General features: G+C 58.0%; 11 protein-coding genes. 7 read left to right on the top strand and 4 right to left on the bottom strand.

The window, feature by feature from the left end; genetic code table 11:
* The first annotated feature begins 8 nt into the window (after positions 1-8).
* The 6 genes from BM007_RS01005 to BM007_RS00980 are packed head-to-tail and all read left to right on the top strand — an operon-like array spanning position 9 to position 5,500.
* Positions 9-1,115, top strand: coding sequence for a branched-chain amino acid ABC transporter permease (locus tag BM007_RS01005; RefSeq protein ID WP_090416821.1), 1,107 nt, complete (start codon positions 9-11; stop codon positions 1,113-1,115).
* Positions 1,112-1,879, top strand: coding sequence for an ABC transporter ATP-binding protein (locus BM007_RS01000; RefSeq protein WP_061715065.1), 768 nt, complete (start codon positions 1,112-1,114; stop codon positions 1,877-1,879). The genes BM007_RS01005 and BM007_RS01000 overlap by 4 nt, the downstream gene beginning before the upstream one ends.
* On the top strand, positions 1,872-2,591 hold the full coding sequence (locus BM007_RS00995) for an ABC transporter ATP-binding protein (RefSeq protein ID WP_090416819.1): 720 nt from the start codon (positions 1,872-1,874) through the stop codon (positions 2,589-2,591). Before BM007_RS01000 ends, BM007_RS00995 begins: the two co-directional genes overlap by 8 nt.
* 28 nt (positions 2,592-2,619) lie before the next feature.
* Positions 2,620-3,777 carry a branched-chain amino acid ABC transporter substrate-binding protein gene (locus BM007_RS00990; protein ID WP_090416817.1) on the top strand — a complete coding sequence of 386 codons (1,158 nt, stop codon included), beginning with the start codon at positions 2,620-2,622 and terminating at the stop codon, positions 3,775-3,777.
* A gap of 17 nt (positions 3,778-3,794) precedes the next feature.
* Entirely contained in the window at positions 3,795-4,277 is a 483-nt protein-coding gene (locus BM007_RS00985; RefSeq protein ID WP_090416815.1) for an L-2-amino-thiazoline-4-carboxylic acid hydrolase, read from the top strand.
* Positions 4,274-5,500 carry a Zn-dependent hydrolase gene (locus BM007_RS00980; protein WP_090416813.1) on the top strand — a complete coding sequence of 409 codons (1,227 nt, stop codon included), beginning with the start codon at positions 4,274-4,276 and terminating at the stop codon, positions 5,498-5,500. Before BM007_RS00985 ends, BM007_RS00980 begins: the two co-directional genes overlap by 4 nt.
* A gap of 36 nt (positions 5,501-5,536) precedes the next feature.
* Here the strand turns inward: BM007_RS00980 and BM007_RS00975 are convergent, their stop codons facing one another.
* Positions 5,537-7,420 (bottom strand): potassium transporter Kup, encoded by a 1,884-nt coding sequence (locus BM007_RS00975; RefSeq protein ID WP_090418165.1) that lies wholly within the window; start codon positions 7,418-7,420, stop codon positions 5,537-5,539.
* An 89-nt stretch (positions 7,421-7,509) separates the two neighbouring features.
* Positions 7,510-8,997, bottom strand: a complete 1,488-nt coding sequence (locus BM007_RS00970; RefSeq protein WP_090416811.1) for an MFS transporter — start codon at positions 8,995-8,997, stop codon at positions 7,510-7,512.
* A 116-nt stretch (positions 8,998-9,113) separates the two neighbouring features.
* On the opposite strand from BM007_RS00970, the gene BM007_RS00965 reads away from it, so the two are divergent.
* The gene (locus BM007_RS00965; RefSeq protein ID WP_090416809.1) at positions 9,114-9,707 is read left to right on the top strand and encodes a TetR family transcriptional regulator; all 594 of its coding nucleotides are present in this window, start codon (positions 9,114-9,116) and stop codon (positions 9,705-9,707) included.
* A gap of 57 nt (positions 9,708-9,764) precedes the next feature.
* Here the strand turns inward: BM007_RS00965 and BM007_RS00960 are convergent, their stop codons facing one another.
* On the bottom strand, positions 9,765-11,204 hold the full coding sequence (locus tag BM007_RS00960; RefSeq protein WP_090416806.1) for an anion permease: 1,440 nt from the start codon (positions 11,202-11,204) through the stop codon (positions 9,765-9,767).
* 96 nt (positions 11,205-11,300) lie between these two features.
* Positions 11,301-13,895 carry a bifunctional aconitate hydratase 2/2-methylisocitrate dehydratase gene (locus BM007_RS00955; protein ID WP_090416804.1) on the bottom strand — a complete coding sequence of 865 codons (2,595 nt, stop codon included), beginning with the start codon at positions 13,893-13,895 and terminating at the stop codon, positions 11,301-11,303.
* Positions 13,896-13,910 lie beyond the last annotated feature (15 nt).

The following is a 13,910-nucleotide window of genomic DNA, read 5'->3' as shown; positions in this document are numbered from 1 at the left end:
GGAATACCATGACAACACTTCAACTCCAGACCCCGGCGGCGACGCGCAAATTCTGGTCAGGCATGGTCCTGTTCTGCCTCGCGCTACTGGTTGCTCCCGTGGTGGCCACGCAGCTTGGCGGCAACTACTGGGTACGTGTGATCGACTTCGCCCTGCTCTACATCATGCTGGCACTCGGGCTCAATATTGTGGTGGGCTATACCGGCCTGCTGGACATGGGCTTTATCGCCTTTTACGCGGTCGGCGCCTACCTTTCGGCACTGATGGCCTCCCCACACCTGCTGGCGGTATTTCCTGTCCTCAGCGTCTGGTTCCCGGACGGGCTGCACACCTCATATCTGCTGATTATTCCGCTGGCAGCGCTCGTCGCGGCGGTCTGCGGCATTTTACTCGGTGCTCCTACGCTGAAGCTGCGCGGGGACTACCTGGCGATAGTAACCCTCGGCTTTGGCGAAATTATCCGCATTCTGATGCGCAACCTCGACCGACCGGTGAACATCACCAACGGTGCGAAGGGTATTACCGGGGTGGATACGCTCAACCTGTTCGGCCTGAAGTTCAGCGGCGTATACCACTGGTTTGGTTTCAACGTGCCCGCGCTGTGGCTGTGGTACTACCTGCTGATGCTGGTGATTGTGGCGATTATTTTTGTCTGCCTGCGCCTGCAGCATTCCCGCATTGGTCGCGCCTGGCACGCCATCCGCGAGGATGAGGATGTGGCGCGCGCGATGGGCATCAACGTGCGTAACTATAAGCTGCTGGCCTTTGCGATGGGTGCCTCTTTTGGCGGCGTGGCGGGTGCCCTGTTCGGCGCGTTTCAGGGCTTTGTCTCCCCGGAATCCTTCACGTTACAGGAATCTATTGCCGTGCTGGCGATGGTGGTGCTGGGCGGTATGGGACACATTCCTGGCGTGATCCTGGGCGCGATACTGCTTACCGCCCTGCCGGAACTGCTGCGCAGTCAGGCAGCGCCGGTTCAGCAGGCGCTGTTCGGTACGGTACTGATTGACCCGGAAGTGCTGCGTCAGCTGTTCTACGGCCTGGCGCTGGTACTGGTCATGCTGGTGCGTCCTTCAGGCATCTGGCCGGTGCGCCACAAGGAGGTGAAGGCATGAGCCTGTTAACCGTACGCAACATGTCAAAACGCTTCGGCGGGCTGACTGCCGTAGATGACGTTTCGATTACCGTGAACAAGGGTGAGATCTATGGCCTGATTGGTCCCAACGGGGCGGGAAAAACCACCTGCTTTAACCTGATCACCGGGCTTTATCCGGCGGACAGTGGTGAATTTTCGATTGCCGACAAGCCCTATTTCCCAAAGCACATTGAGAAAGTCACCGCCGCCGGGATTGCCCGCACGTTTCAGAACGTGCGCCTCTTTAATGACATGTCGGTGCTGGAAAACGTGATGGTGGGTCGCCACGTGCGCACCCGTAACGGCCTGTGGGCCGCGCTGAGCCGTCACAAACGCGCCCGTGAAGAGGAGAGGCAGACCCGGGAACTGGCCTGGCACTGGCTGGAGTACACCGGCATTGCCAGGTTCGCCCACTACCGCGCCTGCGATCTGGCCTATGGTCATCAACGCCGTCTGGAGATTGCCCGCGCGCTGGCAACGGATCCGCTGCTGCTGGCGCTGGACGAACCCGCCGCCGGGATGAACGCAGCGGAAAAAGTGTCGCTCGGCGAACTGCTAATCCGCCTGCGCGATGACGGCAAAACCCTGCTGATGATTGAGCATGACGTCAAGCTGGTGATGGGCATCTGCGATCGCCTGACGGTGCTGGATTACGGCAAAACGCTTGCCAGCGGCACGCCGGAGAACGTACGTCGAGACCCGGCAGTGATCGCCGCCTGGCTTGGAGGAAACGCCCATGTCTGAGTTACTGAAGGTGGAACGTGTGGACGTGCATTACGGCGGTATTCAGGCCGTCCGCGATGTCTCTTTTACCCTGCACGAGGGTGAACAGGCGACGCTGATCGGCGCTAACGGCGCGGGGAAAAGTTCCACCGTGCGCGCCATTACCGGACTGGAAAGCTTTAGCGGCATTATTGAATTCCGCGGTAAAGACGTCCGCAGACACAGGCCCGAGGCGCTACTGCGCGACGGGCTGGTGATGGTCCCGGAGGGCCGCGGGATCTTCTCCCGCATGACGGTGCTGGAAAACCTGCAGATGGGCGCCTGGCTAAGACGTGACACTGTCACCGTTAATCGCGAAATGAACGAGATTTTCGAGCGCTTCCCGCGCCTGGGCGAACGCCAGCATCAGCTTGCCGGCCTGCTGTCCGGCGGTGAGCAACAGCTGTTGGCCCTTAACCGCGCCCTGCTCAGCCGCCCGCGCCTGCTGATCCTCGACGAGCCGTCGATGGGCCTCGCGCCGAAGATGGTTGAAAACATTTTTGCCGTCATTGCCGGCCTGCGCGAGCGCGGCGTTGCCCTGCTGCTCATCGAACAAAACGCCCGTCTCGCGCTGGAAGTCACCGACAGCGCGTGGGTGATGGACAGCGGCAGCATTGTTCATCATGGCGAATCGAAAGCGCTGCTCAATGACGACCAGATTGCACAGATTTATTTGGGCGAAATGCCCGTTTAACCACACCAGCCAACATCAGGGAAATACAATGAAAACAGTAAAAATCAGTGCGCTCAGCGCCGCTATCCTCCTCGGCAGCTTTGCCTCGACGGCGACGTGGGCCGCTGACAGTGAAACCGTGATTATCGGTCTCGCGGGCCCGCTCACCGGCCCGTCTGCCCGTATCGGTAAAGATCTGGAGAACGGCGCGCAGCTGGCCATTGACGACATTAACAAGCAGCACCCGACCATCGGCGGCAAAGCGGTGACCTTCAAACTGCAGTCCGAAGACGATCAGTCCGACCCGCGCACCGCCGTGGCCGTCGCGCAGCGTCTGGTGGATAGCGGCGTGGCGGGCGTCGTCGGTCACTGGAACACCGGTACCAGCATTCCTGCCGCACGTGTCTATCACGATGCGGGCATCGCCCAGGTCGCACCGGTCGCGACCGGTCACGCCTATACGCAACAAGGTTTTGATACCAGCTTCCGCGTGATGGGACACGACGATGACGGCGGCCAGCTCGCCGGTCAGTACGCGGTGAATACCCTGAAAGCCAAACGCATTGCGGTGATCGACGACCGTACCGCATTTGGTCAGGGGCTTGCAGACCAATTTATTAAATCGCTTGAAGCCCAGGGCGTGAAAATTGTCGATCGTCAGTACGTGGATGACAAAACGGTGGACTTCAGCGCCGTACTGACCGCCATCCGCAGTAAAAACGCCGATCTGATCTTCTTCGGCGGCGTCGACAGCCAGGCCGCACCGCTGGCGCGTCGCATCAAACAGCTGGGCATGAATGCCACGCTGATGGGCGCAGGCGGATTCGTCAGCCAGACGTTCCTCAAGCTGGCGCAGAAAGAAGGCGAAGGCGTTGTGGCGCTGGAGCCGGGTCTGCCCGTTGACCAGATGCCGGGTGGAAAGGCATTCGAACAGGCGTACCAGTCCCGCTACCACACCCATATCGAACTGCACGCCCCGTTCGCCTATGACGCCACCCGCGTGCTGGTTGCGGCAATGGAAAAAGCAGACTCCGTTGAGCCTTCCGCGTATCTGCCTGCCCTGCGCGCCATCAGCTATTCCGGCGTCACCGGACAGATCGCGTTTGATAAAGAGGGCAACCTGAAATCGCCGTCGTTCACGGTCTACAAGGTGGTCGACGGCAAATGGCAGCCGCAGACCGTGCTGGGCGGCGCAAAAGCGAAGTAACGCAGCGAGGCAATGTGATGAGTGATAATAACGAGCTGGGCATTCTCGCCCGCCGCAAAATTGAAGCAGAAATTATTAAGCCAATTTATGAAATCCTGGTGCGCGAGATAGGGAAAGCCCGCGCCCAGGCGGTGATTGGCGAGGCCATTGAGCAGGCCGCGATTGACGCTGGTAAAGCATTTGCCAGCAAAGAACCCAACGGCGCGAACATCAAGAGCTTTATCGCCCTGCAGTATCTGTGGGAGAAAGATAACGCGCTGGAGGTGAAGGTGATCGACGCCGACGACCAGCAGTACAACTACAACGTGACCCGCTGTCGCTACGCGGAGATGTATCATGAAATGGGGCTGGGCGAGATTGGTCATCTGCTCTCCTGCGCGCGGGATGAAAAATTCATCGTTGGCTATGCGCCGGACGTTGAGCTAACCCGCACCACCACCATTATGCAGGGCGGTGCGTGCTGTGATTTCCGCTACCGCAGCAGCAAGGACAAGACATGATCCGCGTCAACGCCGAACGGCTGTGGTCAACGCTTGAGATGATGGCGCAGATCGGCGGCACGCCCGCCGGTGGCGTGACCCGTCTGGCATTGAGCGAGGAAGATCGTGTTGCGCGTAACCTGCTGCGCGACTGGGCGCTGGACGCCGGTTTTACCTGCGATGTCGACAGCATGGGCAACATGTTTATCCGCCGCGCGGGGAAAAACCCGCAGCTTGCCCCGGTCATGACCGGTTCGCACGTGGATACCCAGCCGCTGGGCGGGAACTACGACGGGGTTTACGGCGTGCTGGCCGGGCTTGAGCTGCTGCGTACCCTCAATGACCATCACGTTGAGACGGAGCGTGACATCGTGCTGGTTAACTGGACCAACGAAGAAGGCGCGCGCTTCGCGCCAGCCATGCTCGCTTCAGGGGTCTGGACGGGGCAGTTTAGCAAAGCGTACGCCCATGCCCGCGCGGATAACGATGGCATCACCGTGGGTGAAGCGCTGGATAACATTGGCTACCGGGGTGAAACCCCTGCCCGCGAGTTTCCTGTTCACGCCTGCTACGAACTGCACATCGAACAGGGCCCGATCCTGGAAGATGAGGCCATCGATATCGGCTCAGTCCGCGCGGCAATGGGCCAGCGCTGGTTTACCCTGGCGCTGGACGGGTTTGCCGCCCATGCCGGCACCACGCCGATGCACAGCCGCCGTGACGCGCTGACCGCCTTCGCTGAGCTTGCATTGAAAGTGGAAGAGATTGGCTATCGGCATGCGCCGGACGGACGCGCGACGATCGGTATGGCGAAGGTTACGCCAAACTCGCGCAACGTCGTGCCGTCTCGTGTGGAATGCAGCGTGGAGTTTCGCCATCCGGCGCAGCAGGCTCTGGAAGCCATGGAAGCGGCGCTGCATAAGGTGGCTGAAAGCCTGAGCCTGCGCGGCGTGTCGGCTCTCGTTGAGCGCATTTTTGACTACGCGCCCATCGCGTTTGATGCCGAATGCCTCGCTCGTACGGAGAAGGCCGTGGCGGAACTGGGCTATTCGTCGAAACCGATGGTCTCCGGTGCGGGACACGACGCCTGCTATGTGAGCAAAATTGCGCCCGCCAGCATGATCTTTATCCCCTGCGTGAAGGGTGTCAGCCATAACGAAGCGGAAAGGATCCTGCCGGAGTGGTCGGAGAAAGGGGCGAACGTGCTGTTGCACAGCGTCCTGTCCGCGGCCCAGGAGAGCTAGAACGGCGCGAAAGCAGCCCCCTGCTTTCGCGCGACGCTAGACGGCAACGCGCCGGCTGATTTCAACCACCCGATCGCTGGGAAGGTGGTAGTGGTTGATGACGTGCGTGCAGTTGCGCTTCATGAAGGCAAAAATGTGCCGTTGCCAGGCCGCCATACCGGCCCCGCCTTCGCCTGCCACAATGGTTTCATGCCCGACATACCAGGTGGCATCATCCGTGGCAAAAAGCGCGTTAATCTCGCTGACCCCCTGCAACAAACGCGGAATGTCCGGGTGTTCCATAAAGCCATATTGCGCCACGCCGTGCCAGTAGCCCGGCGCGCGCTGTTCCACCCTGATACGCTGCTCTTCCCCCACATAGGGCACATTGAGTATATCAATGGTCAGCGACAACACATCCTGCTGTAGCGCCCGGTTTCGCGCGACATGCCAGCGCATGACCGGTGGGATATTGTTCTGTGTACGGGTCAAAAACACGGCAGAGCCTACCACTCTGGGCACCGTCTTTTGCTGAAGCTGGGCAAAGAACGCATCCACGCTGACGCCCTTCTCGCCCACCGATGCGGAGACCGCCTTAACGCCGCGGTGCCAGATTAGCATCACCGTACAAATGGCTGCGGCCATCAGCAGCGGGATATAGCCGCCCTCCAGGACTTTAATTAGATTGGCAAACAAGAAGGTGGCATCAATCACCAGGAAACAGAGGGCAATAAGCGCGCTGCTGACCCGGCTCCAGCACCACACTTCCCGCATCGCCACAAACAACAGCCCCGTGGTCATCAGCATGGTTAACGACACGGCGATGCCGTACGCCGCGGCAAGCTTATCGGAGGATTTAAAGAACACCACCAGCCCGATGGTCACCACCATCAGCAGCCAGTTTATTATCCCGATATAAATCTGACCGTAGCTTTCTGCCGCCGTCTGTTTGATGCGTAACCGGGGTAACCAGCCAAGCTGAATGGCCTGGCGCGTCATGGAAAACGCGCCGGTAATAATCGCCTGACTGGCAATGATCGTCGCCAGCGCGGCAAGTATGATGAGCGGAACCTGGAGAACAGGCGGACAGAGCGTGTAGAAAAGGTTTTGCTTGCTGTCGGCACCGGCCAGAATCAGCGCTGACTGGCCAGCATAGTTGAGCAGCAGCGAAGGAAAGACGATACCGTACCAGGCAAGCCAGATCGGCTTTTTACCAAAATGCCCCATGTCTGCATACAGGGCCTCGGCCCCCGTCACGCAGAGAAAAACGCCCCCCAGGACCAGGAAACTGGTATACCCGTTCGAAAACAAAAACGCGATGCCGTAAGCAGGATTAAGGGCCAACAGTACCGAGGGGTGCTGAACGATCCCCCGCACGCCCAGGGCCGCAATCGCCAGGAACCACAGTGCCATCACCGGGCCAAATATCTTCCCTATGCGGGCGGTACCAAAAGGCTGGATCAGGAAGAGCGCCAGCAACACCGCAACCGTGAGGGGTAAGATGTACGGCTGGGACTCAGGGATCACCATCTCCAGTCCTTCAAGGGCGGAAAGCACGGAGATGGCCGGGGTGATCGCGCCGTCACCGTAAATCAACGCTGCGCCAATCAGGGCGGCAAAAATGACCCAGCGCCCGCCTTTGCCTTTCTCCACCAGAAGCGACATTAATGCCATGATGCCCCCCTCGCCATGATTATCAATTCGCATGGCGAAGGCGGCATATTTTATGGATGTCACCAGGATGAGTGTCCAGGTAATCAGCGAGAGCAGGCCCAGTATGACGCCGGGCGTAGGGTCATGCTCAGAGAGCGAAAGTACCGTCCGAAAGGTATAAAGCGGGCTGGTGCCGATATCACCAAAAACGACGCCCAGCGCCCCCCCTGCAAGCAGGGTTAACCGGGAGAGCGGTTGGGACGGTTCACTGCTGTGGTGAAGGCTCATATTTTCCAGCAAGAGTCAGATAATCCTGTAAAAAACATAGCCCATCTGCCCCGCCCGCGCCAACCGCGCGCCCTGTATTACTTCGCAATTTACTGCGGTTTGACCTTCGCCAGGCTGAACCAGATCCCCACTGCCAACAGCAGCAGCATTCCGCCCGCGCTGCCCAGCGCCACGCTGTGCGAGGTGATAAACGCGCTTTTCGCCGCCTCAATCACCGATTCCGCCAGCGTCGGGGTCAGATCCTGCGCCACCTTCATCGCCTCACCAATGGATGACGAGGCTTTATCGACGAGCGAGGCATTCAGCCCTTGCGGCAGGTCAATCGACGCCGAGAAGCTGCGGGTCAACAGCAGACCAAAAATGGCGATCCCCAGCCCGGCGCCCAGTTCATAGGACATGGTTTCAATTGCTCCCGCGGCGGCGGCTTTCTCCTTCGGCGCGGCCGCCATAATTGCCGAGGTCGAGGCCAGCAGCGCGCTGGCGGCACTGAAGCCGAGCAGCACCATCAGCCCCCACGCCTGCCACTGCTGCGTGCTGAAGTCGAGCATCGACAGCCCGATAAAGCTGACGGCGCTGAGCCCCATTCCGCCGGCCGCGACAATGCGTAGCCCCAAACGCCCGACCAGCACGCCCGCGATCGGCCCGCTGAACCCGCTGGCGACCATCACCGGCAGCATGAACATGCCCGCTTCAAACGGCGTAAAGCCATGAACAAACTGCAGCTCCTGGGCCATCAGCAGCTCAAACCCGACCAGGGCAATCATGGCGGTCATCGCCATCACCACGCCGCTCAAAATGATGCGATGGCAGAACAGACGCATGTCGATCATCGGTACGCGAGCGCGGAGCTGAATACGCACGAAGATAAACAGCAGTACCGAGCCGGTAATCAGCGCGGACGCGACTATCCACGGTGACAGCGCGCCTTTCAGGGCGGTTTTCGCACTGTAGACCAGCAGTAAAATCGCCACAATCAGCATAATTGCATGGCTAATATTCAGCGGCTGCTCCGGGCGGCCGTGCTGAGGAGGCACAAAACGCGCGGCCAGCGAAACCACCACCAGCACAATCGGCACGTTAATTAAAAACACCGATCCCCAGTAAAAATGCTCAAGCAGCATACCGCCAATCAACGGGCCAAACGCCGCCCCACCGGAACCGACCGCCGCCCAGACGCCGAGCGCAATATTACGATCCCGCGCGTCGATAAACAGCGTACGGATCCCAGCCAGCGTAGCCGGAATAATCATCGCCGCACCAATTGCCAGCGAGGCGCGCGCCGCAATCAGCCACCCTGCTGACGGGGCAAACGCTGCCGCCAGCGATGACAGGCCAAACAGCGTACTGCCAATCATCAACAGCCGTTTAAAACCGATACGGTCACCCAGGGCGCCCATAGGCAACACCATACCCGCCATCACCAGCGAGTAAATATCGATGATCCACAGCAATTCATTGCCGCTGGCACCCAGCGTCATGCTCAATGTCGGCGCCGCCACGTGCAGCACCGTCGCGTCGATCGCCACCGGGATATACACCAGCACGATAATCACTAACGCTAACCACTGACGAAACATAAATTTCCTTTTCTTTTAAAACATGGACACATGTCCAGGATGAGATCCTACGTAAAGTTGAACGCATGTCCAGCTTTTTGTTACACTCGTTTCGTTCCCATTGAGAGTGAGTAAACATGCGATATCTGAGCAAGGATGAACGGCGGGAAGCCATCTTACAGGCCGCCATGCGCGTGGCGCTGGCAGAAGGACTGGCGGCAATGACGGTCCGCCGCGTTGCGGCTGAAGCCGGAGTCGCCACCGGACAGGTTCACCATCATTTTACCTCCGGCGGGGAGTTAAAATCGCTGGCCTTCGTACGGTTGATTCGCGAGCTGCTGGATGCGGATGTCGCGGGTAAACAGGCCGGTTGGCGGGAGCAGCTTCATGCCATGCTCGGCAGCGATGACGGGAGGTTTGAGCCCTATATTCGCCTGTGGCGTGAAGCCCAGATCCTTGCCAGCCGTGATGCCGACATCAAGGGCGCCTATGTGATGACCATGGAGATGTGGCATCAGGAAACGGTGGCGCTAATCAAAGCAGGAACGAAGGCCGGGGCATTGCGTCCAGGCGATCGGGCAGAAAATATTGCCTGGCGCTTGATTGGTCTGGTGTGTGGTCTTGACGGGATGTATATCTTAAACATGCCCGAAATGGACGAGGCCGCGTTTAACAGGCATCTCGATACATTAATTACGCTCGAGTTGTTTACTACCCCGTCTGAGCAGTGATGTTGCCGGGTGGCGGCGACGCCTTACCCGGCCTGCGTTTCACCATCTCCTCATCCGTTAAGACTGCAGCATGCCGTGCTGCATCAGGAAGCCCCACCAGGGAATGCCGAGGAACATGTGGATTAAAAACGTGCACAACGCCACGAGCGTGCCGATAGTCCACCATGACCTGATGTCGTTGTACCCCGCGGCGAAGATAATCGGCCCCGCTGCGCCGCCATAATGCGTGATGCAACCCCCATAGGAGTTGGAAAACAGAATGGCGAGAGCAAGCAGAACCGGTGCCGTTCCGGTAACCAGCCCCACGGTGGCAAAGACCGGCACCATCGCCGCGACGTACGCCCCGCCGGAGGCAAAGAAATAGCGAACCAGTACGCTGAGAAACACGATAATAACGATGGTCATATTCCCCGCGCTGAGAAAATCGAGGTGCGCTGAGAGGAAATCAGCCAGCCAGCGGAAAAATCCCTCCTTGCTCAACGTGGCGCTCAGACCGATGATGCCCCCGTACCACATAAGGGTATTCCAGCCACCTTTGTTTTTCTGCACATCGCTCCAGCCGATAATATTAAACAGCAGAGCTGCCCCCATCGCGATAATGGCGACGGCGGATTCATTGAGCCCAAGCTGACGAGAAAAGATCCAGCCCAATAATGCAGCGATAAAAATAACGACCAGGCCCTTCTCTTTGAGGCTCATTGCCCCGAGGCTTTGCAAGCCGCTGGTAGCAATAGCGACATTATCAATTTTTTTAATTTCCGGGGAGGCAACGCGATAGCAAATATAGGGAATGATACACAGCATCAATAACCCCAATGGTGCTCCCGCCAGCATCCAGCCTATCCAGCTAATATGAACATGGAAGATATCGGAAATTAGCTGTAGCGCTAACGCGTTTCCGGCAAAGCCCGTTAAAAACATATAGCTGGTCGTTTTAGTCACCATATAGACATTGACCATTAAATAACGGCCAGCCCTGCACGGCGTCTCTTTTGGCGTTGAGCCTAATACCGTCGCGATACTGTTAATAATAGGGAAAACCACGCCACCTGCCCGCGCGGTATTTGAGGGGGTCGCCGGCGCCAGCACCAAATCCAGCAAGGCGGTCACATACCCCAGCCTCAGCGTCGTGCTGCCAAACTTGAGGATAAACCAGTAGGCAAGGCGTTTCCCCAGACCGGTAGTAACAAACGCCGCGCTAAGCGTAAAGGCGCTAAACACCAGCCAGGTTGTACCTGAGGCGTATCCGCTCAGGACATCCATTGATTTGACAGGAGAATCCGGGAATTTTGTTACGGTAAAACAGGTTAATGCCACCGCGACCAGCATAATGACGGGTTCGGGATACGGTTTAATGACCAGCCCAACGATAGCAGACAGATATATGCCTGCCAGTATCCACGCCTCTTTGGTTAATCCATCAGGCGGAGGAATAAATATTGATAGTAATATTATTACGGCAAGTAAGATTGTTTTTAAAACATTGGATTTAAGCATATCTCACCCATGAGAAAAGGGTCCCTGAATAGCAGAGGCCGCACCAGAAAGAGGCCTCCGCCGATTAAATACATTTGCCAAATGAATAACTAAAAATCACACGCTAACAATATCGATATTATCACTCTCTTTGAATTGATATTCGGTCAGGGTATCAAAACTGAGATAGCGATAGATATTTTCATGCGCATCGTGAAGTTTATCCGTATAGCTAAAATAGTCTTCCACGGTTGGCATTTTACCCAGTATGGCAGCGACGGTGCTTAATTCAGCTGAGGCAAGGAACACTTTCGCATTTGTTCCCAGACGATGCGGGAAATTTCGAGTGGACGTCGATACTACGTTGCTCCCCTCACGCACCCTCGCCTGGTTCCCCATGCACAGGGAACAGCCCGCAGGCTCGATTCTCGCCCCGGATTTAATAAACTGATTAAAATAGCCTTCCCGGGAGAGCTGTTGTGCATCCATTTTTGTCGGCGGTGCGAGCCACAGGCGCGCCTGGTTTTCGCTGGCACCGGCCATGATTTTCCCCGCAGCGCGGAAATGACCGATGTTTGTCATGCAGGAGCCAATGAAGACCTCTTCAATAGGGGTGCCGGCAACCTCCGAAAGTAACCGGGCATCGTCCGGATCGTCCGGGGCACAGACCACCGGCTCGGTGATTTCATTGAGATCGATCTCAATGACTGCCGCATATTCCGCGTCAGGATCGGCGCAGAGCAGTGACGGGTTAGCCAGCCACGCCTCAATTTCAGCAATGCGGCGCTCAAGCGTGGCGGCATTCTCATACCCTTGCTTAACCATCCAGCGCAGCAAGGCCGCATTGGAACGCAGATATTGCGCGACATTCTCTTCCGCCAGGCGCATAACGCACGCGGCAGCGGAGCGTTCGGCGGAGGCGTCAGCCAGTTCAAACGCCTGCTCTGCGCTTAACGTTTCCAGGCCTTCAATTTCAAGGATCCGGCCCGAGAAAACGTTACGCTTATTCTTTTTCTCGACCGTCAACAGCCCCTGCTTTCTGGCGTAGAGCGGAATGGCATGCACCAGGTCGCGCAGGGTGATCCCTTTCTGCATCTCGCCCTTGAAGCGCACCAGCACCGACTCAGGCATATCCAGCGGCATGATGCCGGTTGCCGCGGCGAATGCCACCAGCCCGGAGCCGCCCGGGAAGGAGATCCCCAGCGGGAAGCGGGTATGGGAGTCGGCACCCGTGCCTACCGTATCCGGCAGCAGCATGCGGTTAAGCCACGAGTGGATAATGCCGTCACCCGGCTTGAGCGCCACCCCATTCCGGCGGGTGATAAACTGCGGCAGGGTTTCATGCAGTTGCACATCTACCGGCTTAGGGTAGGCGGAGGTGTGGCAGAAAGACTGCATCACCAGGTCGGCTGAAAACGTGAGGCAGGCCAGGTCGGTCAGCTCGTCGCGCGTCATCCCGCCGGTGGTGTCCTGCGATCCCACGGTCGCGATCTTCGGCTCGCAATACTGCCCGGGGCGGATCCCCGCCACGCCGCAGGCTTTACCCACCATTTTCTGTGCCAGCGTAAAGCCGGTTTCGGATGGCGCAGGCAAAGCGGGCGTGCGGAATACCGCGGAAGGCCCAAGCTTCAGCGATTCCCGCGCTTTCGCGGTCAGGCTGCGTCCGATAATCAACGGGATCCGCCCGCCGGCGCGTACTTCGTCCAGCAGCACTTCGGTTTTAAGGGTAAAGGTCATCACCAGCCGCTGGCTTTCTGTCTCACGAATTTCGCCCTTGTACGGGTAAAGATCGATCAGCATCCCGGTCGTCAGCGCGGAGACATCCATCTCTATTGGCAGCGCACCGGAATCTTCCAGCGTGTTGAAGAAAATGGGCGCGATTTTGCCGCCAAACACAAACCCACCGTTACGTTTATTCGGCACGTACGGAATATCGTTGCCGATGTGCCACAGGATGGAGTTGGTGGCGGATTTACGCGAGGATCCGGTCCCCACGACGTCACCGACGTACACCAGCGGCCAGCCCGACGCTTTGAGTTCTGCCAGCTGGTGCAAAGGGCCACGTACGCCGGGTTCATCAGGTGCTACCCATTCCCTGACGTTACTGAGCATGGAGAGCGCGTGCAGCGGAATATCAGGACGTGACCACGCCTCCGGTGCCGGAGACAAATCGTCGGTATTGGTCTCACCGGGAACCTTAAACACCTTCAGGGTAATTTTTCCAGGTATGGCCGGGCGGCGCGTGAACCACTCGGCATTTGCCCAGGAGTGAAGCACCTCTTTTGCCCGGACGTTGCCGCTCTGCGCTTTGGCTTCCACCTGGCTGAATTTTTCAAAGATCAGGATGGTAGAAGAGAGCTGCTCAGCGGCCAGCGGTGCCAGGTTCGGATGGTCAAGGAGCTCAATCAGCGGCTGGACGTTATAGCCCCCCTGCATGGACCCCAGCAGCGTCGTAGCCGCTTCAGGAGAAAGCCCGTTAACACGGTATTCCTGCAATGCCACCTTGAATAAAAAATCGGCTTTGAGCTTTGCCGCAGGATCGACGCCCGGCGGGACGCTGTGGGTTAATAAATCGATTAATAGCGAATGATGCGCGGGCGCATCATTTATTAAACGATAAATAAGTGCATCGGTTTGTTCCGCTGTTAACGGTTTCGCCGGAATACCCGATTCAGCGCGCGCTTTCTGGTGCTGATGATAATCATCTAACATAGGTTCTCCTGTTAA

It is taken from the genome of Enterobacter sp. NFIX59 (genome assembly GCF_900113755.1).
GTDB lineage: Bacteria > Pseudomonadota > Gammaproteobacteria > Enterobacterales > Enterobacteriaceae > Enterobacter > Enterobacter pseudoroggenkampii.
Note: the sequence above shows the minus strand (reverse complement) of the source record. Positions and strands in the feature narration are given on the sequence as shown.